Source organism: Streptomyces sp. NPDC053541 (assembly GCF_044544705.1).
GTDB lineage: Bacteria > Actinomycetota > Actinomycetes > Streptomycetales > Streptomycetaceae > Streptomyces.
Genome location: NZ_JBITXM010000006.1, coordinates 365,668 through 386,731 on the forward strand (window position 1 = coordinate 365,668; position 21,064 = coordinate 386,731).

The 21,064-nt window shown below is 72.7% G+C and carries 20 protein-coding genes; 7 read left to right on the forward strand and 13 right to left on the reverse strand.

The features are described from left to right. Nucleotides 1–8 precede the first annotated feature (8 nt). Nucleotides 9–650, reverse strand: a complete 642-nt coding sequence (locus ACIGW2_RS18105; protein WP_391654524.1) for a sulfite oxidase-like oxidoreductase — start codon at nucleotides 648–650, stop codon at nucleotides 9–11. A gap of 189 nt (nucleotides 651–839) precedes the next feature. Here ACIGW2_RS18105 and bfr point away from each other — a divergent pair, with 189 nt between their 5' ends. After that, nucleotides 840–1,316 (forward strand): bacterioferritin, encoded by a 477-nt coding sequence (gene bfr / locus ACIGW2_RS18110; RefSeq protein WP_309549481.1) that lies wholly within the window; start codon nucleotides 840–842, stop codon nucleotides 1,314–1,316. 34 nt (nucleotides 1,317–1,350) lie between these two features. On the opposite strand, the gene ACIGW2_RS18115 is transcribed toward bfr, so the two are convergent. Both ACIGW2_RS18115 and ACIGW2_RS18120 read right to left on the reverse strand, forming a co-directional pair. Continuing rightward, complete coding sequence (locus tag ACIGW2_RS18115) at nucleotides 1,351–1,617, reverse strand: bacterioferritin-associated ferredoxin (RefSeq protein ID WP_391654522.1); 267 nt, start codon at nucleotides 1,615–1,617, stop codon at nucleotides 1,351–1,353. A 122-nt stretch (nucleotides 1,618–1,739) separates the two neighbouring features. Next, nucleotides 1,740–3,092 carry a class II 3-deoxy-7-phosphoheptulonate synthase gene (locus ACIGW2_RS18120; protein ID WP_391654521.1) on the reverse strand — a complete coding sequence of 451 codons (1,353 nt, stop codon included), beginning with the start codon at nucleotides 3,090–3,092 and terminating at the stop codon, nucleotides 1,740–1,742. A 168-nt stretch (nucleotides 3,093–3,260) separates the two neighbouring features. Here ACIGW2_RS18120 and ACIGW2_RS18125 point away from each other — a divergent pair, with 168 nt between their 5' ends. The 3 genes from ACIGW2_RS18125 (at nucleotide 3,261) to ACIGW2_RS18135 (ending at nucleotide 8,264) form a co-directional block, all read left to right on the forward strand. Beyond that, nucleotides 3,261–6,089 carry an N-acetylmuramoyl-L-alanine amidase gene (locus ACIGW2_RS18125; RefSeq protein ID WP_391654520.1) on the forward strand — a complete coding sequence of 943 codons (2,829 nt, stop codon included), beginning with the start codon at nucleotides 3,261–3,263 and terminating at the stop codon, nucleotides 6,087–6,089. Nucleotides 6,090–6,193: 104 nt separating this feature from the next. Continuing rightward, nucleotides 6,194–6,250, forward strand: a complete 57-nt coding sequence (locus ACIGW2_RS18130; RefSeq protein WP_391654555.1) for a trp operon leader peptide — start codon at nucleotides 6,194–6,196, stop codon at nucleotides 6,248–6,250. A gap of 112 nt (nucleotides 6,251–6,362) precedes the next feature. Further along, entirely contained in the window at nucleotides 6,363–8,264 is a 1,902-nt protein-coding gene (locus ACIGW2_RS18135) for an anthranilate synthase family protein (protein WP_399844427.1), read from the forward strand. A 92-nt stretch (nucleotides 8,265–8,356) separates the two neighbouring features. Here the strand turns inward: ACIGW2_RS18135 and ACIGW2_RS18140 are convergent, their stop codons facing one another. From ACIGW2_RS18140 to ACIGW2_RS18155, 4 genes are all read right to left on the reverse strand, one after another. After that, a complete protein-coding gene (locus ACIGW2_RS18140; protein WP_391654518.1) occupies nucleotides 8,357–9,352 on the reverse strand; it encodes a 2-hydroxyacid dehydrogenase in 996 nt (331 codons plus the stop codon). 104 nt (nucleotides 9,353–9,456) lie between these two features. Then, nucleotides 9,457–10,104, reverse strand: coding sequence for a response regulator transcription factor (locus ACIGW2_RS18145; protein WP_361587298.1), 648 nt, complete (start codon nucleotides 10,102–10,104; stop codon nucleotides 9,457–9,459). A gap of 47 nt (nucleotides 10,105–10,151) precedes the next feature. Beyond that, entirely contained in the window at nucleotides 10,152–11,384 is a 1,233-nt protein-coding gene (macS, locus tag ACIGW2_RS18150; RefSeq protein ID WP_399844429.1) for a MacS family sensor histidine kinase, read from the reverse strand. Between the two features lie 35 nt (nucleotides 11,385–11,419). Continuing rightward, nucleotides 11,420–12,151 (reverse strand): lysophospholipid acyltransferase family protein, encoded by a 732-nt coding sequence (locus tag ACIGW2_RS18155; protein WP_361587019.1) that lies wholly within the window; start codon nucleotides 12,149–12,151, stop codon nucleotides 11,420–11,422. 188 nt (nucleotides 12,152–12,339) lie between these two features. On the opposite strand from ACIGW2_RS18155, the gene ACIGW2_RS18160 reads away from it, so the two are divergent. Then, a complete protein-coding gene (locus ACIGW2_RS18160) occupies nucleotides 12,340–13,131 on the forward strand; it encodes an alpha/beta fold hydrolase (RefSeq protein ID WP_356064515.1) in 792 nt (263 codons plus the stop codon). Continuing rightward, entirely contained in the window at nucleotides 13,124–13,813 is a 690-nt protein-coding gene (locus tag ACIGW2_RS18165; protein WP_399844432.1) for a hypothetical protein, read from the forward strand. The genes ACIGW2_RS18160 and ACIGW2_RS18165 overlap by 8 nt, the downstream gene beginning before the upstream one ends. 128 nt (nucleotides 13,814–13,941) lie before the next feature. On the opposite strand, the gene ACIGW2_RS18170 is transcribed toward ACIGW2_RS18165, so the two are convergent. The 6 genes from ACIGW2_RS18170 to ACIGW2_RS18195 form a co-directional block, all read right to left on the reverse strand. Beyond that, nucleotides 13,942–14,685 carry an endonuclease/exonuclease/phosphatase family protein gene (locus tag ACIGW2_RS18170; protein WP_399844433.1) on the reverse strand — a complete coding sequence of 248 codons (744 nt, stop codon included), beginning with the start codon at nucleotides 14,683–14,685 and terminating at the stop codon, nucleotides 13,942–13,944. A 91-nt stretch (nucleotides 14,686–14,776) separates the two neighbouring features. Beyond that, entirely contained in the window at nucleotides 14,777–15,718 is a 942-nt protein-coding gene (locus ACIGW2_RS18175) for an ROK family glucokinase (protein WP_356064522.1), read from the reverse strand. 66 nt (nucleotides 15,719–15,784) lie between these two features. Beyond that, nucleotides 15,785–16,276 carry a DUF5304 domain-containing protein gene (locus ACIGW2_RS18180; RefSeq protein ID WP_361587029.1) on the reverse strand — a complete coding sequence of 164 codons (492 nt, stop codon included), beginning with the start codon at nucleotides 16,274–16,276 and terminating at the stop codon, nucleotides 15,785–15,787. 63 nt (nucleotides 16,277–16,339) lie between these two features. After that, nucleotides 16,340–17,506 (reverse strand): ArsA family ATPase, encoded by a 1,167-nt coding sequence (locus ACIGW2_RS18185; RefSeq protein ID WP_399844436.1) that lies wholly within the window; start codon nucleotides 17,504–17,506, stop codon nucleotides 16,340–16,342. Between the two features lie 93 nt (nucleotides 17,507–17,599). Further along, nucleotides 17,600–18,043 carry an SRPBCC family protein gene (locus ACIGW2_RS18190; protein WP_356064530.1) on the reverse strand — a complete coding sequence of 148 codons (444 nt, stop codon included), beginning with the start codon at nucleotides 18,041–18,043 and terminating at the stop codon, nucleotides 17,600–17,602. Nucleotides 18,044–18,157: 114 nt separating this feature from the next. Continuing rightward, nucleotides 18,158–18,925 (reverse strand): metallophosphoesterase, encoded by a 768-nt coding sequence (locus tag ACIGW2_RS18195; protein ID WP_391654515.1) that lies wholly within the window; start codon nucleotides 18,923–18,925, stop codon nucleotides 18,158–18,160. A 258-nt stretch (nucleotides 18,926–19,183) separates the two neighbouring features. On the opposite strand from ACIGW2_RS18195, the gene ACIGW2_RS18200 reads away from it, so the two are divergent. Then, nucleotides 19,184–20,980, forward strand: coding sequence for an AMP-dependent synthetase/ligase (locus tag ACIGW2_RS18200; protein WP_361587035.1), 1,797 nt, complete (start codon nucleotides 19,184–19,186; stop codon nucleotides 20,978–20,980). The last annotated feature ends 84 nt before the right edge of the window (nucleotides 20,981–21,064 follow it).

The window sequence follows — 21,064 nt, forward strand, 5'->3', positions numbered from 1 at the left end:
GGGGCGGCTCAGAGCTCGGGGCCGTCGCCCGGCTCCTCCTGGTACGAGTAGCGCTGCTCCGTCCACGGGTCACCGATGTTGTGGTAGCCGCGCTCCTCCCAGAAGCCGCGCCGGTCGGCGGCCATGTACTCCACGCCCCGGACCCACTTGGGGCCCTTCCACGCGTAGAGGTGGGGCACCACGAGCCGCAGCGGGAAGCCGTGCTCGGCGGTGAGCAGCTCGCCGTCCTTGTGGGTGGCGAAGATCGTGCGGTCCGAGGCGAAGTCGGCGAGCCGCATGTTGGCGCTGTAGCCGTACTCGGCCCAGACCATCACGTGCGTGACGTTCGGCGCGGGCGGGGCCAGCTCCAGGAGCGTACGGGCGAGGACCCCGCCCCACTCGGCGCCCAGCATGCTGAACTTGGTCACGCAGTGCAGATCGGCCACGACGGTGGCGAAGGGCAGCGCCGAGAACTCCTCGTGGTTCCAGCAGCGCTTGTCGCCGTCGGCGGTCGCCCCGAAGACCCGGAACTCCCAGCGCTCCGGCTTGAAGCGCGGCACGGGTCCGTAGTGGGTCACCGGCCAGCCGCGCTGGAGCCGCTGGCCCGGCGGAAGCTCCGACGCCGCCGCCCCTCCTGATTCCCGGCGTGCTCCGCCCTCCGGCTGACCCATGTCCTCCATGGTGACAGACGGCGAGGGGTGGTCATGACCAGCCATGCACCGACATCCCCCGGACATCCCGGCATTCGAGGACAACTGTCGGTAAGCCTGTGCTTACTGGACGCCATCCGGGCGTACTGGAAGGATGCGGCCATTCCCGCCCAGTGGCGGCACCGACTTGCGTGGAAGGATCCTGAAGCGATGCAGGGCGACCCCGAGGTCCTCGAGTTCCTCAACGAGCAGCTGACCGGCGAGCTGACCGCGATCAACCAGTACTGGCTGCACTACCGCATCCAGGACAACAAGGGCTGGACCAAGCTCGCCAAGTACACCCGCGAAGAGTCCATCGACGAGATGAAGCACGCGGACAAGCTGACCGAGCGCATCCTGATGCTCGACGGCCTGCCCAACTACCAGCGCCTGTTCCACGTGCGGGTGGGCCAGACGGTCAAGGAGATGTTCGAGGCCGACCGCCAGGTGGAGGTCGAGGCGATCGACCGCCTCAAGCGCGGGATCGAGGTCATGCGCGCCAAGGGCGACATCACCTCGGCCAACCTCTTCGAGGAGATCCTCGCGGACGAGGAGCACCACATCGACTACCTGGACACGCAGCTGGAGCTGATCGAGCAGCTGGGCGAGGCGCTGTACTGCTCGACGCTCATCGAGCAGCCGAGCTGAGCCGCGGCCGGGCGGGCCGCGGGCGGGGGCGCGACTACGCGGCCTCGGGAAGTCCCTCGGGAAGGTCCTCGGCGACGGCGAGCTCGGCCGCCAGGGCCGGCATGCCCTGGTCGAGCAGCTCGCGGCGGGGGCAGTTGCCGCGCCCGAGAATGGCCTGAATTCGACGGACGCACGAGCCGCAGTCCGTGCCGGCCTTGCAGGCCGAGGCGATCTGGCGAGGGGTGCAGGCGCCGTTCTCCGCGTGCTCCTTGACCTGCTTCTCCGTGACTGCGAAGCATGAGCAGACGTACACGCGGTTCACCTCCCGCCGAGATCAATAAGGCTAACCTAACCTTACCCGGCGGGTGGGGGGCGCAAAAGCCCCCGGTACGACGATGGGGCGCGGATCACAAGGATCCGCGCCCCACTGTCGTAGGAAGCTCCTTACTGATCGCGGTACATCTCCGCGACCAGGAAGGCCAGGTCGAGCGACTGGCTCCGGTTGAGCCGCGGGTCGCAGGCCGTCTCGTAGCGCTGGTGCAGGTCGTCGACGAAGATCTCGTCGCCGCCGCCCACGCACTCCGTGACGTCGTCACCGGTGAGCTCGACGTGGATGCCGCCCGGGTGGGTGCCCAGCGCCTTGTGGACCTCGAAGAAGCCCTTGACCTCGTCGAGCACGTCGTCGAAGCGGCGGGTCTTGTGGCCGGAGGCCGCCTCGAAGGTGTTGCCGTGCATCGGGTCGGTCACCCAGGCGACCGTCGCGCCCGAGGCGGTGACCTTCTCGACCAGCTCGGGCAGCCGGTCGCGGACCTTGTCGGCGCCCATGCGCACGATGAAGGTCAGCCGGCCCGGCTCGCGGTCCGGGTCCAGGCGCTCGATGTAGGTGAGCGCCTCCTCCGGGGTGGTCGTCGGGCCCAGCTTGATGCCGATCGGGTTGGCGATCCGCGAGGCGAACTCGACGTGCGCGTGGTCCAGCTGGCGGGTGCGCTCACCGATCCACACCATGTGGCCGGAGGTGTCGTACAGCTTGCCGGTGCGCGAGTCGGTACGGGTCAGCGCGCCCTCGTAGTCGAGCAGCAGCGCCTCGTGCGAGGAGTAGAACTCCACCGCGCGGAACTCGGCCGGGTCGGTGCCACAGGCCTTCATGAAGTTCAGCGCGTTGTCGATCTCGCGCGCCAGCTGCTCGTAGCGCTGGCCCGACGGGGAGGACTTCACGAAGTCCTGGTTCCAGGCGTGCACCTGGCGCAGGTCGGCGTAGCCACCCGTGGTGAAGGCGCGGACCAGGTTCAGCGTCGAGGCGGAGGCGTGGTACATCCGCTTCAGGCGCTCGGGATCGGGGACGCGGGCGGCCTCGGTGAAGTCGAAGCCGTTCACGGAGTCGCCCCGGTAGGTCGGGAGCGTCACCCCGTCGCGGGTCTCGGTGGGCTTGGAGCGCGGCTTGGAGTACTGGCCCGCGATGCGGCCGACCTTCACCACGGGCACGGAGGCCGCGTAGGTCAGGACGGCGCTCATCTGGAGCAGCGTCTTCAGCTTGGCGCGGATGTGGTCCGCGGACACGGCGTCGAAGGCCTCGGCACAGTCGCCGCCCTGGAGCAGGAACGCCTCGCCACGGGCGACGGCTCCCATCCGGGCGCGCAGCTGGTCGCACTCGCCGGCGAAGACGAGCGGAGGATACGACTCGAGGTCCGCGATCACATCGCGCAGAGCCTCGGCATCGGGGTACTCGGGCTGCTGCGCCGCGGGCAGGTCTCGCCAGGTCGCCTGGGCGACGGCGTGGGAATCAGCGTTCACGGTCACAACCACCACATTACGGTGTCGGACGGCCCGCCCAGGGCAGCGCCCAGGTACTGAGACGGAGATCAAGGCCCCGGCCGGTGCGCTGCCCCGCGCGCGGGGGTGTTACCCTCACGCGCTCTTGAACGTTTGACGAAGAAGCAGAGACGATCCGATTCCACAGGGGTGGGCGTGAGGCAAGGTCACCGCAGGGACCGCAAGAAGAGACGTCTGCTGTACGGCGCGGCCGCGGCCGTCGTCGCCACCGCGACCATCGGGACCATCGCCGTGGCATCGCCCGGCGTCCTGGGCTCCTCGGACGACAAGAACGGCGCGAGCGCGTCGCTGCAGGAGCAGTTCGCGGCGGCGGCGGACGAGTTCGACGTGCCGCGGAGCGTGCTGATGGCGGTGTCGTACCGCCAGACGCGCTGGGAGTCGCACGACGGCGAGCCGAGCACGACCGGCGCGTACAACGTCATGGGGCTGACGGACGTCGACCCGGAGGACATCGAGCCGGAGGCGGACGAGCACCGCCTCGAGCACATGAACCGCAGCGGTGACCCGAACGTCGAGAAGCACTTCGACGCGGCCAAGGCGCTGCGCACCACGCCGAAGGAGACCGTCGACACCGACGACCCCCGGCTGCACACCCTGGACCGTGCCGCCGAGCTCGTCGACGGCTCGGCGGAGTCCCTGAAGGACGACACCGCCCAGAGCATCCGGGCCGGCGCGGCGCTGCTCGCCGACTACCAGAAGCAGGCGACCGGCGACCTCCCGGACGACCCGGGCCAGTGGTACCCGGCCGTCGCGCGCTACAGCCAGGCGCCGGACAAGAAGGGCGCCGACCTCTTCGCGAAGCGCGTCTTCGAGTCGATCAAGACGGGTGAGCGCGAGGTCACCGCGGACGGCGAGCAGGTCGTCCTGCCCGCCGACCCCTCGGTCGAGCCGGTCAAGCCGCGCAACGTCCCGCTCGCCGCGACCTTCGCGGCCACCACCGCGACGGCCGACTGCCCGGTGGGCCTGAACTGCAACTTCGTTCCGGCCGGCTACCGGCAGAACAGCACGACCGACGCGACGGACTACGGCAACTACAACGTCGCCAACCGCCCCGAGGGCGGCTACGACATCCGCTACATCGCCATCCACGACACCGAGGGCGGCTACGACGGCTCGCTCGCCGTCTTCCAGAACCCCTCGTCGTACGCGAGCGCGCACTACCTGATCCGCGCCTCGGACGGTCTGGTCACCCAGATGGTCGAGAACAAGAACGAGGCCTGGCACGCCGGCAACAAGACCCTCAACATGCACTCGATCGGCATCGAGCACGAGGGTTACGCCATCAAGTCCGGCGCCTGGTACACCGAGCCGCAGTACGAGTCCTCCGCCGCCCTGGTGAAGTACCTGGCGGCCAAGTACTCCATCCCGCTGGACCGCCAGCACATCATCGGCCACGACGAGATCCCCGGCGTGCTCGACGAGAAGGTCGGCGGCCAGCACTGGGACCCCGGTCCGTACTGGGACTGGAACCACTACATGTCCCTGCTCGGCAGGCCGACCGGCGTCGGCGGCGCGGGCGGGCTGCTCCAGGCGGGCCAGATCGTCCGCTACGTCCCGCCGTTCACGACGGACAACCAGCCGGCGCTGACGTACGGCGGCGCGACCGTCGCCCCGCGCCCGTCGAACTTCAACTACCTCTACACCTCGCCGTCCACCTCGGCGACGACGCTGTCCGACCCGTACCTGGGAGCCCAGAAGGCCACCGACGGCCCGAACTGGGCGAACAAGCTGGTCGCGGGCGGCGAGTACGTGGTCGCGGAGAGCCGGTACGACTGGACCGCGATCTGGTACGGCGGCCAGAAGGCCTGGTTCTTCAACCCCGGCGGCCAGTGGACCGTCCCCGTGGCCACCGGCACCAGGACGGCGGTGACGCCGAAGGCCGGGCTGAGCTCCGTCAAGGTGTACGGCCGTGCCTACCCCGAGGACGCCGCCTACACCGGCACGAACGTGCCCGTCCAGGCGCGCGGCCAGGAGTCGCTGACCAAGTACAGCCTGACCGCGGGCCAGAAGTACGTGCAGGGCGGTGACACGGTCGCCGGTGACTACTACTACGGCGGCACCTTCGACGGCACGGGCGCCGGCTCGCGCACCCTCGTCAAGGGCACGACGAACCAGTTCGTCCCGATCCGGTTCAACCACCGCATCGCCTGGGTGAAGGCCTCCGACGTGGACGTCGTCCCCGCCGCCGCCCCCGTCACGGCCACCAACCGCTACAACGTCATCGCCCGCGACAGCTCCGGCGTGATCTGGCAGTACCAGGGCACCGGCGACGCCAGCTGGCAGTTCCTGCGGCGCTACCGCATGGGCACCGGCTGGCACGTCTACAACCTGGTGGCGCCGCTGTCCGCGCTGCGGGCCGACGGGACCGGTGACGTGGTGGGCCGGGACAAGGACGGCGTGCTCTGGTACCACCAGGGCAGCGGCAACCCGAACGCCGCGTTCAAGGGCCGGCTCAAGGTCGGCACCGGCTGGGGCCGCTTCGACAGGATCGTCGGCGTCCGGGACCTCACCGGCGACGGCCGCGCCGACCTCCTTCTCCGCGAGCCCAGCGGCGCGCTGTACCTCTCCCAGGGCACCGGCAACCCGTCCGCCGCGTTCACCGCTCCCGCCCGCATCGGCAGCGGCTGGCACGTCTACACCGCGATCATCGGCGCCGGCGACCTCACCGGTGACGGCAAGGCCGACATCCTCGGCCGGGACAGCTCGGGCGTGCTGTGGATGCACCGCGGCACCGGCAACGCCACCGCGCCGTACACCAGCCGGGTCAAGGTGGGCACCGGCTGGAACATGCACAACGTCATCCTCGGACCGAGCGACCTGAACCGCGACGGAAAGGTCGACATCCTCGCCCGGGACACCACCGGCGTCATGTACCTGTACCTCGGCACGGGCGACGCCACCTCCCCGATCGGCACGCGCATCCGCGTGGGCCCGGGCTGGGGCGGCTACAACATGATCTTCTGATCCGTCCTCCGGATCGGCCGGTCGTGCGAACGGGGGCCCGGGCCCGCACATCCACAGTGCGGACCGGGCCCCCTCTCCGTACCGGGCTGGGTTACAGTGCTCGCATGTTCGCGCACTCGAACCAGAACTGGTGGTGGACCGCTCATCCGGCGGCCCCCTGACTGCGCGTACTCCCAGACACACGCCAAGGCCGCCCGAGGGGCGGCCTTTCTCGTACCCGCGAGGCCGTTCCTCTCCCCCGATCTCCACGATCCCCGGAAGGAACGACGCCCCATGGACCTCTCCCGTCTCCTCGACCCCTCCAGCCCGCCCTTCGCCCTGCTGCGCCGGCGCAGCCCCGGCCGGGACCACGACACCGTCGAGGTGCTGATCGGCCGGGTGCACGAGGCCGAGCGGCTCGCCGAGCTGCCGGTGGGCGAGCGGCCGGCGCTGGCGCTCGTGCCGTTCCGGCAGATCCGGGAGCGCGGCTTCGACGTGCGCGACGACGGCACCCCGCTCTCCGTGCTCGTCGCCGACGAGACGTACGAGCTGCCGCTCGCCGAGGTCCTCGACCGGCTCCCGGCCCACCGGGTCGAGGTCGAGGGCGGAGCCTTCGACGTCTCCGACGAGGAGTACGGGCGGATCGTGCGCCGGGTGATCGACGAGGAGATCGGGGCCGGCGAGGGCGCCAACTTCGTCATCCGCCGCACCTTCACCGGCGCGATCCCCGGCTTCGGCCGGGCCGACGCGCTCGCCCTGTTCCGCCGGCTGCTGACGGCCGAGCGGGGCGCGTACTGGACCTTCGTCGTGCACACCGGAGAGCGGACCCTGGTCGGCGCCAGCCCCGAGGTGCACGTGCGGATGTCCGGCGGGACGGTCGTCATGAACCCGATCAGCGGCACCTACCGCTACCCGGCCGGCAGCGCGCCGACCCCCGAGGACCTGCTCGCCTTCCTGGCCGACCGCAAGGAGACCGAGGAGCTGTCGATGGTGGTCGACGAGGAGCTCAAGATGATGTGCACGGTCGGCGACCGGGGCGGGGTGGTGATCGGACCGCGTCTCAAGGAGATGGCCCACCTCGCCCACACCGAGTACGAGCTGCGCGGGCGGTCCTCGCTCGACGTGCGCGAGGTGCTGCGCGAGACGATGTTCGCGGCCACCGTCACCGGCTCCCCGCTGCAGAACGCCTGCCGGGTGATCGAGCGCCACGAGGTCGGCGGCCGCGGCTACTACGCGGGCGCGCTCGCCCTGCTCGGCACCGACGAGAACGGCGCCCAGACCCTGGACTCCCCCATCCTCATCCGGACCGCCGACATCGACGCGGACGGCGCCCTGCGGGTCCCCGTCGGCGCCACGCTCGTGCGGCACTCCGACCCGGCGGGCGAGGTCGCCGAGACCCACGCCAAGGCGGCGGGCGTGCTCGCGGCGCTCGGCGTGCGGGAGGGGCGGCCGCGGCAGGAGGCGGCGGCGCCGGCCCGGCTCGCCGAGGACCCGCGGGTGCGGGCGGCGCTCGACGCGCGGCGGGCCGACCTGGCGCCGTTCTGGCTGAGGATGCAGGTCCGGTCGGCGGAGCTGTCCGGCCACGCCCTGGTGATCGACGCCGAGGACACCTTCACCGCGATGCTGGCCCATCTGCTGCGCTCCTCGGGCCTGGAGGTCTCCGTGCTGCGCTACGACGAGCCGGGCCTGCGCGAGCTCGCCCTCGCCCACGAGGGCCCGGTCGTCCTCGGCCCCGGCCCGGGCGACCCGCAGGACGCGGCCGACCCGAAGATGCGCTTCCTGCGCGGGCTGACCGCCGACCTGCTCCGGGACCACCGGCACGGCCTGCTCGGGGTGTGCCTCGGCCACGAGCTGATCGCCGCCGAGCTGGGCCTGGAGATCGTGCGCAAGCGGGTCCCGTTCCAGGGCGCGCAGGTGCGGATCGACCTGTTCGGGCAGGAGCGGACGGTCGGCTTCTACAACAGCTTCACGGCGCGGTGCGACGACGAGGCGGCACGGGAGCTGGCCGCGCACGGCATCGAGGTGAGCCGGGACCCGGCGACGGCGGAGGTACACGCGCTGGCAGGCCGCGGCTTCGCGTCGATGCAGTTCCACCCCGAATCGGTGCTCACACTCGACGGAGCGGCCGTCGCCACTCGGCTGCTGGCGTCAGCCGGCGCCGTGGCGACCGTAACCGTATCGGGGGACGTTCGTTAGTCCCGGACCATCCCCGCGACAGCGGGGATGGTCCCTGGACTCCCGCAAAGCCGGGACCGCGCAGTGCGTGCTCCCCGCACCGGCGGGGATAGTCAGCCCCGCGGCACCAGGACGTTCTCGTTGCGCCGGCCGGCGAGGTGGTCGAGGACGTTGCGGAGGGTGGTGTCGATGATCTGGCCGACCGCGTCGGCCGTGTAGTACGCCTGGTGGGAGGTGACCACCACGTTCGGGAAGGTCACCAGGCGGGCCAGGGTGTCGTCCTCGATGCCGGCGAGCGACTTGTCGAGGAAGAACAGGCCCGCCTCCGCCTCGTACACGTCGAGGCCCACCCCGGCGAACCGGCCGGCGCGCAGCTCGCCGACCAGGGCCTCGGTGTCGACGAGGCCGCCGCGGCTGGAGTTCACCAGGAGGGCGTCGTCCTTCATGGAGCGCAGCGCGGCGGCGTCGACGAGGTGGTGGGTGGCGGGCAGCAGCGGCACGTGCAGGCTGATCAGGTCGGCCTCGGCGAAGAGGCGTTCCTTTTCGACGTACTTCATGCCGAGCGCGGTGCAGGCCGGGTTCTCGGCGATGTCCCAGCCGAGCAGGTTCATGCCGAAGCCGTGGGCGATCCGCGCGAAGGCCTCGCCGATCTTGCCGGTGCCGACCACGCCGACGGTGCGGCCGTGCAGGTCGCGGCCCATCAGCCCGTCGAGCCGGAAGTCGAAGTCACGGGTGCGCTGGGAGGCGCGCACGATCCGGCGGTTGACGGCCATGGCGAGGGTCCAGGCGAACTCGGCGACGGAGTACGGCGAGTAGGAGGAGACCCGGGCGACGGTGAGGCCGAGCCGCTCTGCCACGTCGAGGTCGATGTTGTTGAAGCCGGTCGAGCGCTGGGCGATCAGCTGGGTGCCGCCGGCCGCCAGGGTCTGCAGCACCCGGTGGTTCAGGTCGGCGTTGACGCTGGTGGAGACGATCTCGTAGCCGGCGGCGATGGGCGCGGTGTCCTCGGTGAGGAAGACGTCCAGACAGCGGACCTCGTGGTGCCCCGCGAAGGCCCGCTCGATCAGCGGCTTCTCGTCCGCCTGCACCCCGAACGCCAGGATCTCCACGGAATTCCCCTCACCGTCGCGACGGTCCGCACATGCGCGTGTCTGTACGCCTGTGCGCCGAATATACGACCCGTCACCCGCGGCCCGGCCGGAGGCGGGGCCGGTCAGGCGTCGTCGAGGCCGCGCTCGATGGCGTACCGGACGAGCTCGACGCGGTTGTGCAGCTGGAGCTTGCCGAGGGTGTTCTGGACGTGGTTCTGGACGGTGCGGTGGGAGATGACCAGGCGCTCGGCGATCTGCTTGTAGCTCAGGCCCTTGGCGACGAGCCGCAGCACCTCGGTCTCGCGCTCGGTGAGCTGCGGGGCCTTGGGCTCGTCGGCGCCGGGGGCCGGGGCGGGTTCGGCGGCGAGGCGGCGGTACTCGCCGAGCACCAGGCCGGCCAGGCCCGGGGTGAACACCGGGTCGCCGACGGCGGTGCGGCGCACCGCGTCGAGCAGTTCCTCGGTGCTGGCCGACTTCAGCAGATAGCCGGTGGCTCCGGACTTCACGGCCTCCAGGACGTCGGCGTGCTCGCCGCTCGCCGAGAGCACCAGGACCCGCAGCCCCGGGTTGGCGCCGACCAGTTCCTTGCACACCTGGACGCCGGGCTTGAGCGGCAGGTTCAGGTCGAGGACGAGCACGTCCGGGTCGACGGCGGTGGCCCGGCGGACGGCCTGCTCGCCGTCCCCGGCGGTGGCCACCACGTCGAGTCCCGCCTCGGTGAGGTCGCGGGCGACGGCGTCCCGCCACATCGGGTGGTCGTCGACGACCATCACCCGGACCGGCCGCTGCTCGCCCCGGTCCGCTGCCTGCTGCTCGCTCACTTCGCTCCTGCCTTCCCCCGCCGCTCGCGCGGTGCGCGCGGGACCTTCAGTTCCACTTCGGTGCCCTGTCCGGGCACGGAGATCAGCTCGGCGGTGCCGCCGAGGTCGCGCAGTCTGCCCCGGATGGACAGGGCGACGCCCATCCGCCCCTCGCCCTCGGCCTGCGCGAGCCGGCCCTCGGGGATGCCGGGCCCGTCGTCCCGTACGGTCACGATCACCTCGTCGCCCCAGTCCTCGACCAGGATCCAGGCGCGCGCCTCCTCGCCGGCGTGCACCCGGACGTTGTCCAGGGCGGCGCCGACGGCGGCGGCCAGCTCGCGGGCGGCCGGCGCGGGCAGCGGGACGGGCGCGCCGGGGTCGGAGAGGGTGACCCGGGCGCCGGCCCGCGGGGCGAGCAGGGTGCGCAGGTCGATCTCGGCCGCCGGGTCCTCGGCGGGCTCCGGCTCCTCCACGAGCCGGACGACGGCGCCCTCCGACTCGTCCTCGGAGAGGTGCGAGCGGCGGGTGAGGCCGCCGGCCACCAGGGTGCGCAGCGCGACCTCCTGCTCGCCGGCCATCCGGCCCAGCTCGGCCGCCTCGCCGCCGAGGGCGGTGCCGCGGCGCTGCACCATGGCGAGCACCTGGAGCACGCTGTCGTGGATGTCGCGGGCCAGCCGCTCGCGTTCGCGGGTGGCGGCCTCGATCTCCAGGGCGCGGGCGAGGGTGCGCTCGGAGGCGCGGGCGACCTCGACGATGTAGCCGACGGCGACCGAGGCCACCCACACCAGGAGCACGTTGTGCAGGGTGTCGAGGCTGGGTTCGCCGCGTTCGACCAGGTTGGCGGCGGCGATCAGCGAGGAGGCGAAGGCCGCCCAGCGCCAGCCGCCCTTGATCGCGTACGCGAGGGCCACGCCCGCGGTCCAGATGGACGGCAGGGTGGGGCCGTCGACGGTCTGCGCCTGCGCGTCGGCGACCGGGGTGAGCAGGATGCCGGTGAGCGCGAGGGCGAGGTCGACGACGAGGAAGCGCTTGGTGCAGCGGATCGCGCCGGACACCTGCGGCAGGGTGGCCAGGGTCCAGGCGCACATCACGGCGAGGAAGACGACGGCGACCCAGGGCCGCTCGAAGCGGTCCCGGCCGAAGACGCCGAGCACCACCGCGTACACCATGGTGAGCAGGCGGTAGCCGGTGAGCGCGCGCCACAACGGCTGCTCGACCGACATCCGCACGACCCGTTCGCGCCTGGCCATCTCCCCCACCCCCGGGCGCCCTCCCCGAAAGGGGGTCAGGCGCCGGACTCTTCCCGTGCCGCTATCTCGGCCTTGACGGCCTCCTTGGCGGCCTTCTCGGCCTCCGCGATCTGCCGCTTGGCGGCCGTCGCGTAGATGTCCACGTACTCCTGGCCGGACAGCTTCATGATCTCGTACATGACCTCGTCGGTCACCGAGCGCAGGATGAAGCGGTCGCCCTCCATGCCGTGGTAGCGGCTGAAGTCGAGCGGCTTGCCGATCCGGATGCCGGGGCGCATCAGCTTGGGCACGATCTTGCCGGGCGGCTGGATCTTCTCGGTGTCGATCATGGCGACCGGGATCACCGGGGCGCCGGTGGCCAGCGCGACCCGGGCGAGGCCGCCGGGCTTGCCGCGGTAGAGGCGTCCGTCGGGCGAGCGGGTGCCCTCGGGGTAGATGCCGAACAGGCCGCCGCTCTCGATGACCTCGATGCCGGCCTTGATCGCGGCCTCGCCGGCGCCGCGGGCACCGGACCGGTCGACCGGGAGCTGTCCGACGCCCTTGAAGAAGGCGGCGGTCAGCCGGCCCTTCACGCCCGGGGTGGTGAAGTACTCGGCCTTGGCGATGAAGGTCACCTTGCGGTCGAGCACGGCGGGCAGGAAGAAGGAGTCGGAGAACGACAGGTGGTTGCTCGCGAGGATCGCCGGCCCCTCGGCGGGAACGTTCTCGAGGCCCTCCACCCAGGGCCTGAAGGCGAGCTTCAGGGACCCTCCGAGGGAGAACTTCATTGCGCCGTAGATCAACTCGCCATGCCTTCCGTGTGCCGTCAGGGCGACCTTATCCCGTTCTCCGCCGCATCCCGAGCTCCCCGGGCTCCCGTTCGTGCCGACGGACCTGGTCGGTGTCGGCCCGGTCGCGTACGGTGAAAGCCTTCCCCGTTCCGTCGTCGCACCCCGAACCCCGAACAGGAGACCCCGTGCCGGTCCTTCCTGGAGCCGAGCCCTACCGCCACGAGGGCGGAGAGGTCGGCGTCCTCCTCTGTCACGGATTCACCGGGTCCCCGCAGTCGCTGCGCCCCTGGGCCGAGTACCTGGCCGCGCGCGGACTGACGGTGGCGCTGCCGCTGCTGCCCGGCCACGGCACCCGCTGGCAGGACATGCAGCTCACCACCTGGCACGACTGGTACGCGGAGGTGGACCGCGAGCTGCGCGAGCTGACCGCGCGCTGCTCGCGGGTCTTCGTGATGGGCCTGTCGATGGGCGGCGCGCTGACCCTGCGGCTCGCGGCGCGGCACGGCGACGCGATCAGCGGCATCGTGCTGGTCAACCCGGGCAACAAGGTGCACGGGGTGGCGGCGCGCGCGCTGCCGGTCGTCCGGCACTTCGCGCCCTCCACCAAGGGCATCGCGAGCGACATCGCCAAGCCCGGCGTGGCCGAGGTGGGCTACGAGCGGGTGCCGCTGCACGCGGCGCACTCGCTGCGGCGCTTCTTCCAGACGGTCGACCGGGAGCTGCCGCAGGTCACGCAGCCGGTGGTGCTGCTGCACAGCCCGCAGGACCACGTCGTGCCGCCGGCCGACTCGGCGCGGATCCTCAGCCGGATCTCCTCCACGGACGTGAAGGAGGTCCTGCTGGAACAGAGCTACCACGTGGCGACGTTGGACCACGATGCGGAGCGGATCTTCGAGGAGAGCTGGGCGTTCGTGACCCGGCTGGCTCCGGAGCTGCTCGGGGAGATCGGGGAGAAGGGAGTCGCGAGCGGTGGCTGAGCAGCAGGACGGCGGTGAGCGCGAGCCGCAGCCCATCGACGAGGAGGCGGCCTGGGCCGCCATCGTCGCGGGGTACGGCGAGGAGCCGGCCGACCCTCCGGGCGCGCGCCCGTTCCGGCCGGTGGAGGACCTGGCGCTGCCCGACGTGCCGGTGCTTCCGGAGCGGCCGGAGACCGAGGACCGGGACGGGGACGGCGGAGCAGCCGGGCCCGGCGGGGCCGCCGTCGCCCCGGCGGAGAAGCCGGACAAGTTCCGGCGGCCGGAGCCGCCGGAGGACGAGCCGGGCGAGGAGCCCGGTGCCGCGCCCGCCCTCGGCTCGTCGATCGTCTTCGCCCCCGGCGTGGGCCTCGGCGGCGGCCCGCGGGACTACTCTCTGGCCGACCCCGACGAGGCCTCGGACGGCGACGGCGCGTCCGGTGCCGACGAGGGCCACTTCGTGCCGCCGGAGCCCCCGCCGCTGCCGGAGGCCGACACGACGACGAAGTTCGCCTGGCTCGCGGCCGTCGGCGGCCCGGTCCTGATGCTGGTCGCGGTCCTGTTCCAGTGGGACATGACCTGGTGGCTGACCACCCTGTGCGTGGGCGGCTTCCTGGGCGGTTTCGTGACCCTGGTGGCCCGGATGAAGGGCGACGGCGAGGACGACGACGGCTTCGACGACCCGGGCCGCGGCGCGGTCGTCTGAGTTTCCCTCTCCGCCCGCGCACCGCTCGGCGCCGGGGGTGCCTCACGGGCTGCGGACGGCTGCGGCGGCCTCCGGCCGCCGGGCCCGGGGACGGTCGGCGCCCCGGCTCAGGCCGCCGGCACCCGGGCTCAGGCCGCCGGCACCCGGACCACCGCAAGCACCGGCCGGTGGTCCGTCGCCGCGGTCAGGTCGCGTTCGTCCAGGTCCGTCGGGACGCCGCAGGCGAGGACCTCGACGCCCGGGGTGGTGAGGATCGCGTCGATGCGGCGGTCGGGGGCGGCGGACGGGAAGGTGGGGCCGGTGCCCCAGGGGGCGGTGTCCCAGGCGTCCTGGAGTTCCTTCGCGAGCCGGGACCGGGCGGGGCCGCCGGGGCGCTCGTTGAAGTCGCCGGCGACGATCGCGTACGGGGTGCCGAGCGCGGCCACCCGGTCGAGCAGCAGGCCCGCCTGGGCGTGGCGCTCCTGCTCGGACAGGCTCAGGTGACAGCTGACGACGCCGAGCCGGGCGCCGCCGAGCCGGACCACGGCGGTGGCGAGGCCGCGGCGGTGCAGGCCGGGGGTGAGCGGGAGCAGCACGTCCTCGGTGCGTTCCACCGTGGCCCGCAGCGAGCACAGCAGCAGCGGTCCCGCGGCCGTGGCGCCGCCGGACAGCACGACCAGCTCGCTCTTCGCGGCCAGCCGGGCCGCGTGCTTGCGCCAGCGGAAGAAGCGCGGCGCCTCCTGGACGCACACGAGGTCGGGGGCGCAGGCCCGGATCACCCGGGCGAGCGCGTCCTCGTCGTCCCGCATCGAGCGCACGTTGTAGGACAGGATCCGGACGACGGCCGAACCATCGGGTTCGGTACGGGAGTTGGGCAGCTCGCTGATCGCCATGCGGCCAACATAAGGGCCGTGCCCGCCGCGCCCCAGAGGGCACGGCGGGCACGGTCCCGAACGAGTGGCGGCCTGATCAGAAGGAAGCGGCTCAGCCCTGGCGGGCCAGGTCGGCCGCGCCGACCAGGCCGGCCTTGTTGCCGAGCTGCGCGGCGAGCACCTGGGCGTGCGGCCGCCACTGGCCGCCGATCAGCCAGCGCCGGAAGGACTTGCGGATCGGGTCGAGGACCAGCTCGCCCTCGTCGGAGACGCCGCCGCCGACGATGAAGGCGGAGGGGTCGAAGAGCGAGGCCAGGTCCGCGAGTCCGGCGCCGGCCCAGCGGGCGAGCTCGCGGAAGGAGTCGACCGCGACCTTGTCGCCGGCCCGGGCGGCCTCGCTGACGTGCTTGCCCTGGATGCCCTCCGGGGTGCCGTCGCCGAGCCCGAGGAGCACGGTGGCGTTCTCGGGGGTGGCGGCGGCGCGCTGCCGGGCGTAACGGACCAGGGCGCGGCCGGAGGCGTACTGCTCCCAGCATCCCTGGCTGCCGCAGCCGCACAGCAGGCCGTCCGGGACGACCCGGATGTGCCCGAACTCGGCGGCCACGCCGAAGCGGCCGCGGCGCAGCTTGTTGCCGATGATGATGCCGCCGCCGAGGCCGGTGCCGAGCGTGATGCAGATGACGTCCTCGTGGCCCTGGCCGGCGCCGAAGCGGTACTCGCCCCAGGCGGCCGCGTTGGCGTCGTTCTCGACCACGACGGGGAGGCCGACCCGCTGCTCGACCTTGTCCTTCAGCGGCTCGTGCCGCCAGTCGATGTTCGGCGCGAAGAGGACGGTGGCGCGCTTGTCGTCGACGTAGCCCGCGGCGCCGATGCCGACGGCCTCGATCTGGTACCCCTTGCCGGCCTCGGAGACCGCGGCGCAGATGGCGTCGACGATGCCCTCGGGGGTCGGCGGGGTGGGCACGGTGTGCGTGTCGAGGATGTTGCCCTCCTCGTCGACCACGCCGGCCGCGATCTTCGTGCCGCCGATGTCGACGCCGATGGTGAGTCCCATGTGTCCCTCAGTTTTCGGTCGAGCCCCGCTAGGGCCCACCGTACCCGAGGAGGGCGGCGCTCCTGATCAGTCCAGGTCGATGTGCTGGCCGCCGCCGGGGGTCTCGTCCGGCCCGTCGCCGGGCCCGGCGTCGCCGCGGGGGCGGTCCCCGGGCGCGGGCTCCGGTCCGGCTCCGGCGGCCGCGTCGGCGGCCTGGCGCGTGTCGCCGCGGGTCCAGCGGGCCTCGTGGCCCTGGACGGCGGAACGGTAGGCGGCGAGGAGCTCGCTGCCGGCGGCGGCGAGGTGGTCGAAGACCTGCGGGTTGCGCTCGATGACGGGCTCGACGAGCGCCTTCGCCTGGTTGACGACCTCCTTGACGGTGGCCGCCGCCTGGCCGGCGGCGGGCCCGGCGAGCGGGCCGCCGAGGGCGCCGGAGAGCTTGTCGGTGACGGCCTCGAAGAGCTTGCGGAACTCCTCGGCCGGGCTGCCCGGCTCCTCCCCGCGCTCGGCGCGGCGGCGGGCCTTCTCGGCCTCCAGGTCCTCGGCGCAGGCGCGCGCCCAGGCGTCCGAATCGCTCATGGCGTACTCCTCAGGGGGTTCTACGGTCGACGGTACACGCCCCGGGCCCGCCCGGGTACGGGGTCAGGGCGCGGTCCTCGGCCACAGTCCGGGGTCGGGGGCGAACCGGATCCGCAGGTCGCCGTCGACGAGTCCGGCGCCGGTCACGGTGCAGCGGCGCAGCACGGCCGGGAGCGGCACCGCGCGCCGGAACGGGCCGACGGCGAGGAGGAGTTCGTCCCCGCGGCGGACGAGCGAGAGGCCGTCCTTGACGGCGCCGGGCAGCGGGACGTGCCAGACGAGGATGCCGTCCTCCTCGCGCCGGTCCTCGACGGTCCACTCGGCGGGGGCGGCGGCCGGTTCCCCGGCGGGCACCGCGAGCAGGGCCAGGTCCTCGGGCCCGCGCGGGGCCCGCCCGAGGTGCGGCAGCTCGTGCAGGCCGGGGTGGGCGGCACGGAGGGCGGCGAGGTGGCGGTGCTGTTCGGCGGCGAGCCCGGCGAACCAGGGGTCGGCCGAGCCGTCGGGCAGCACCCGGTTGGCGACGACGCCGTCGAGGGCGAGGCCCTGGAGGGCGAGGCCGAGCCGGGCGGTGCGCAGGGCCTCCTCGGCGGCCGGGCCGGGTTCGACGACCAGGCGTACGGCGGTGTGCGGGGAGTCGACGGCGTCCTGGACGGCGGCGAGCTCGGTCTCCCAGCGGGCGGTGGTCTCGTAGAGCCACTGCGCGGGCAGCGGTACGCCGGCGAGCTGGGCGAGCATGGGGCGCAGCGCGCGGGCGGCCTGCCGCTCGGGCGGCAGCAGCCGGCGCAGGTAGCGGCGCAGCTGGGCGGGGAGGGCGAGCAGCGCGAGGGCCTCGCGGACCGGCGGCAGCTCGACGAGGACGAGGTCCCAGTCCCCGGCGGCGGCGTCCCGGATCGCCCGCAGCAGGGCGAGCTGGGCGCTGCCGGGCGGCTCGGTGAGCTCGGCGTCCTCGAAGGGAGCGGCGCCGAGCAGGTCGAGCGCGGTGGTGGAGCGGGCCTGGAGGGCGAGGAACTCGCGGCGGAAGTCGGCGGCCGGGTCGGGCGCGAGGAGGTGGAGCCGGCCGTCGGCGCCGTCCGGTTCCGGGCCCTGGCCCGTCGTTCCGGCGTGCGCCCCTCCGGCCTCGGCCGACACCAGCAGCACCCGCCGCCCGGCGCGGGCCTCGGCGAGTGCGGTGCCGAGGGCCACGGAGGTGCGTCCGGCGCCGCCGGTCCCGGTCACAAGAATGATCCGCATGGGGCGACCGTACCGGTGCCCGTCGGCAGGAGTGCCGGGGGCCGGGGCGGCGGCCGGCCGGGGGCGCACGCCGCCGGTCCTCCGGGGACTCGGCTACTTCGGGGACTCGACCCGCTTCTTCAGGCCGGCCAGCGCGCGGTCGATGATCACCTTCTCCGCCTTGCGCTTGATCATGCCGAGCATGGGGATCTTGACGTCGACGGTGAGCTGGTAGGTGACCTCGGTGGCCTTGCCGCCCGCGGTGGGGGCGAGGCGGTAGGAGCCGTCGAGGGAGCGGAGCATCTGGGACTTGACCAGGGTCCAGCTGACCTCGTTCTCGCCGGTCCAGGTGTAGGCGAGGGTGTGGTCGTCCTTGATGGCGCCGGCGTCGAGCAGCAGGCGGACCTTCTCCGCGCGGCCGGCCGGGTCGGTCGCCAGGACCTCGGCCTCCTTCACCTCGCCCGTCCACTCGGGGTAGCGGGCGAAATCGGCGATGACGCTCATGACCTCGGCCGGTGCCGCCTCGATGGTGATGCTCGAGCTGGTGTGTTCCGCCATCGCGGGGGCTCCTCGTATGGACGCGATCCGTGTCTCCGTATCTGCGTGAAGGCTATCGCGCCGCCGTCGCCGGGCCGTCACCGCTCCCGGGCGGTCGCCGTGCCCGGCCGGCCGTCACCACTCCAGGGTCCAGGGGCGTCCGGTCGACGCGAAGTGCCCGACGTTGACGCACTCGGTGGCCCCGACCCGCATGCGGCGGACGAGCGGCTGGTGGACGTGGCCGAAGAGGGCGTAGCGGGGGCGGGTGCGGCGGATCGCGTCGAGGAGGGCGCGGCTGCCGCGTTCGAAGCGGCGGGCGACGGTGTCGTAGGTGAGCTCGGGGAGGTCCGGCGGGATGTGCGAGCAGAGCACGTCGACCTCGCCGAGCGCCTCGACCTTGGCGGCGTACTCCTCGTCGGAGATCTCGTACGGGGTGCGCATGGGGGTGCGCAGTCCGCCGCCGACGAAGCCGAAGACCAGGCCGTCGAGCTCGATCCGCTCGCCGTCCAGGACGGTGGTGCCGGGGCCCGCGTACTCGGGCCAGAGGCGGGGGATGTCGACGTTGCCGTAGGTGGCGTACGTGGGGGTGGGCAGGGCGGCGAACATCTCGGCGTACTGGCGGCGGACGGCGGACTCGATCGCGGTGGCGCGGTCGATGCCGAGCTCGTCCCAGAGCCTGCGGCCCAGCTCACGGGCCTCGTCGAAGCGGCGGTCGGTGCGCAGTTCGACGAGGCGGTCGGCGTTCTCGACGCCGAAGAGGTCGGGGAAGATGCCCCGGGAGTGGTCGGCGTAGTCGAGGAAGAGGACCAGGTCCCCGAGGCAGACCAGGGCGTCGGCGCCCTCCCCCGCCTTGGCGAGGGCTCCCGTGTTGCCGTGCACGTCGCTCACCACATTGATCCTCATGGCCCCACCCTAGGGCGTCGGACCTGCGGTTACTTGGGAGTCCGGAAAGCGGTCGACTACTGTGCGGCGGGAGAGGCCGCGCTCGTGTGACGCACGGAACATCTGACCTGGACCCCCTATCCGGAACCGCGTACTGATGGGTAACGTCCGGGCAGTCCACAGTCGTGCTCGTCCCCCACCGAGCACCTGCCCGATCATGGACCGCACCGGTGCATCACACAGAGCCGTGGCCCCGGAGCCCGATGAGGAGCAGCAGTCTTGCGCGAGTTCAGCCTTCCGGCCCTGTACGAGGTCCCCACGGACGGCAACCTGACGGATCTCATCCGCCGCAACGCCTCCCAGCACCCAGATGTCGCCGTCATGGGGCGCAAGGTCGCGGGCGGCTGGACGGACGTCACCGCCAAGCAGTTCCTCGCCGAGGTCCGCGGCGCGGCGAAGGGCCTGATCGCGGCCGGTGTCGAGCCCGGCGACCGGGTCGCGCTGCTCTCCCGCACCCGCTACGAGTGGGTGCTGCTGGACTTCGCCATCTGGAGCGCGGGCGCGGTGACCGTGCCGGTGTACGAGACCAGCTCGCCCGAGCAGATCCAGTGGATCCTCGGTGACTCGGGCGCCTCCCTGGCGCTGGTGGAGACCGCGGCGCACGAGGCGTCCGTGGAGTCGGTCCGGGCGAACCTGCCGGGCCTGAAGGGCGTGCGGCGGATCGAGGCGGACGCGGTCGGCACGCTGACGGCCGAGGGCGCGGAGGTCTCGGACGAGCTGCTGGACCAGCGGATGTCCACGGCGAACGCGGACGACCCGGCGACGATCGTCTACACCTCGGGCACCACCGGCCGCCCCAAGGGCTGTGTGCTGACCCACCGGGCGTTCTTCGCGGAGTGCGGCAACGTGGTGGAGCGGCTGAAGCCGCTGTTCCGCACGGGCGAGTGCTCGGTGCTGCTGTTCCTGCCGGCCGCGCACGTCTTCGGCCGGCTGGTCGAGGTGGCCTCGGTGATGGCGCCGATCAAGCTGGGCTGTCTGCCGGACATCAAGAACCTCACCGACGAGCTGGCGGCCTTCCGGCCGACGCTGATCCTGGGCGTGCCGCGGGTCTTCGAGAAGGTCTACAACTCGGCCCGCGCCAAGGCGCAGGCCGACGGCAAGGGCAAGATCTTCGACAAGGCCGCGCACACGGCGATCGCCTACAGCCGCGCGCTGAGCACCCCGCAGGGCCCGTCCTTCGGGCTGCGGCTCAAGCACAAGGTCTTCGACAAGCTGGTCTTCAGCAAGCTGCGGGCGGTGCTCGGCGGGCGCGGCGAGTACGCGATCTCGGGCGGCGCGCCGCTGGGCGAGCGGCTCGGGCACTTCTTCCGCGGCATCGGCTTCACGGTCCTGGAGGGCTACGGCCTGACGGAGTCGTGCGCGGCGACCGCGTTCAACCCGTGGGACCGGCAGAAGATCGGCACGGTCGGGCAGCCGCTGCCGGGCTCGGTGGTGCGGATCGCCGACGACGGCGAGGTGCTGCTGCACGGCGAGCACATCTTCTCGGGCTACTGGAACAACGAGGCGGCGACCGCCGAGGCGCTGGCGGACGGCTGGTTCCACACCGGTGACATCGGCACCCTCGACGAGGACGGCTACCTCGCGATCACCGGCCGCAAGAAGGAGATCCTGGTGACGGCGGGCGGCAAGAACGTCGCCCCGGCGGTCATCGAGGACCGGATCCGGGCGCACGCGCTGGTCGCGGAGTGCATGGTGGTCGGCGACGGGCGTCCGTTCGTGGGCGCGCTGGTCACCGTCGACGAGGAGTTCCTGGGCCGCTGGGCGGCCGAGCACGGCAAGCCGGCCGGCTCGACGGCGGCCTCGCTGCGCGAGGACCCGGAGCTGCTGGCGGAGATCCAGCGCGCGGTGGACGACGGCAACGCGGCGGTCTCGAAGGCGGAGTCGGTGCGGAAGTTCCGTATCCTGTCCGCGCAGTTCACGGAGGAGGCGGGGCACATCACCCCGTCGCTGAAGCTGAAGCGGAACGTCGTGGCGAAGGACTTCGCCGACGAGATCGAGGCGATCTACAGCGCCTGACGGTTCTTCGGAACGCCCCCGGCGGGCCCGTGCGCGGGCCGGCCGGGGGCGTTCGCGCGCGTCACGCCCCGAAACGAAGGAAGG

Excerpts from the sequence above, each read along its gene's own strand:
- ACIGW2_RS18170 (WP_399844433.1), bottom strand. The coding sequence starts at position 14,685 with ATGGCGATCAGCGAGCTGCCCAACTCCCGTACCGAACCCGATGGTTCG.
- ACIGW2_RS18190 (WP_356064530.1), bottom strand. The coding sequence starts at position 18,043 with ATGGCGGAACACACCAGCTCGAGCATCACCATCGAGGCGGCACCGGCC.
- ACIGW2_RS18185 (WP_399844436.1), bottom strand. The coding sequence starts at position 17,506 with ATGCGGATCATTCTTGTGACCGGGACCGGCGGCGCCGGACGCACCTCC.
- ACIGW2_RS18155 (WP_361587019.1), bottom strand. The coding sequence starts at position 12,151 with ATGAAGTTCTCCCTCGGAGGGTCCCTGAAGCTCGCCTTCAGGCCCTGG.
- ACIGW2_RS18105 (WP_391654524.1), bottom strand. The coding sequence starts at position 650 with ATGGGTCAGCCGGAGGGCGGAGCACGCCGGGAATCAGGAGGGGCGGCG.
- ACIGW2_RS18175 (WP_356064522.1), bottom strand. The coding sequence starts at position 15,718 with ATGGGACTCACCATCGGCGTCGACATCGGCGGCACGAAGATCGCGGCC.
- ACIGW2_RS18195 (WP_391654515.1), bottom strand. The coding sequence starts at position 18,925 with ATGAGGATCAATGTGGTGAGCGACGTGCACGGCAACACGGGAGCCCTC.
- ACIGW2_RS18145 (WP_361587298.1), bottom strand. The coding sequence starts at position 10,104 with ATGGTCGTCGACGACCACCCGATGTGGCGGGACGCCGTCGCCCGCGAC.
- bfr (WP_309549481.1), top strand. The coding sequence starts at position 840 with ATGCAGGGCGACCCCGAGGTCCTCGAGTTCCTCAACGAGCAGCTGACC.
- macS (WP_399844429.1), bottom strand. The coding sequence starts at position 11,384 with ATGGCCAGGCGCGAACGGGTCGTGCGGATGTCGGTCGAGCAGCCGTTG.
- ACIGW2_RS18180 (WP_361587029.1), bottom strand. The coding sequence starts at position 16,276 with ATGAGCGATTCGGACGCCTGGGCGCGCGCCTGCGCCGAGGACCTGGAG.
- ACIGW2_RS18135 (WP_399844427.1), top strand. The coding sequence starts at position 6,363 with ATGGACCTCTCCCGTCTCCTCGACCCCTCCAGCCCGCCCTTCGCCCTG.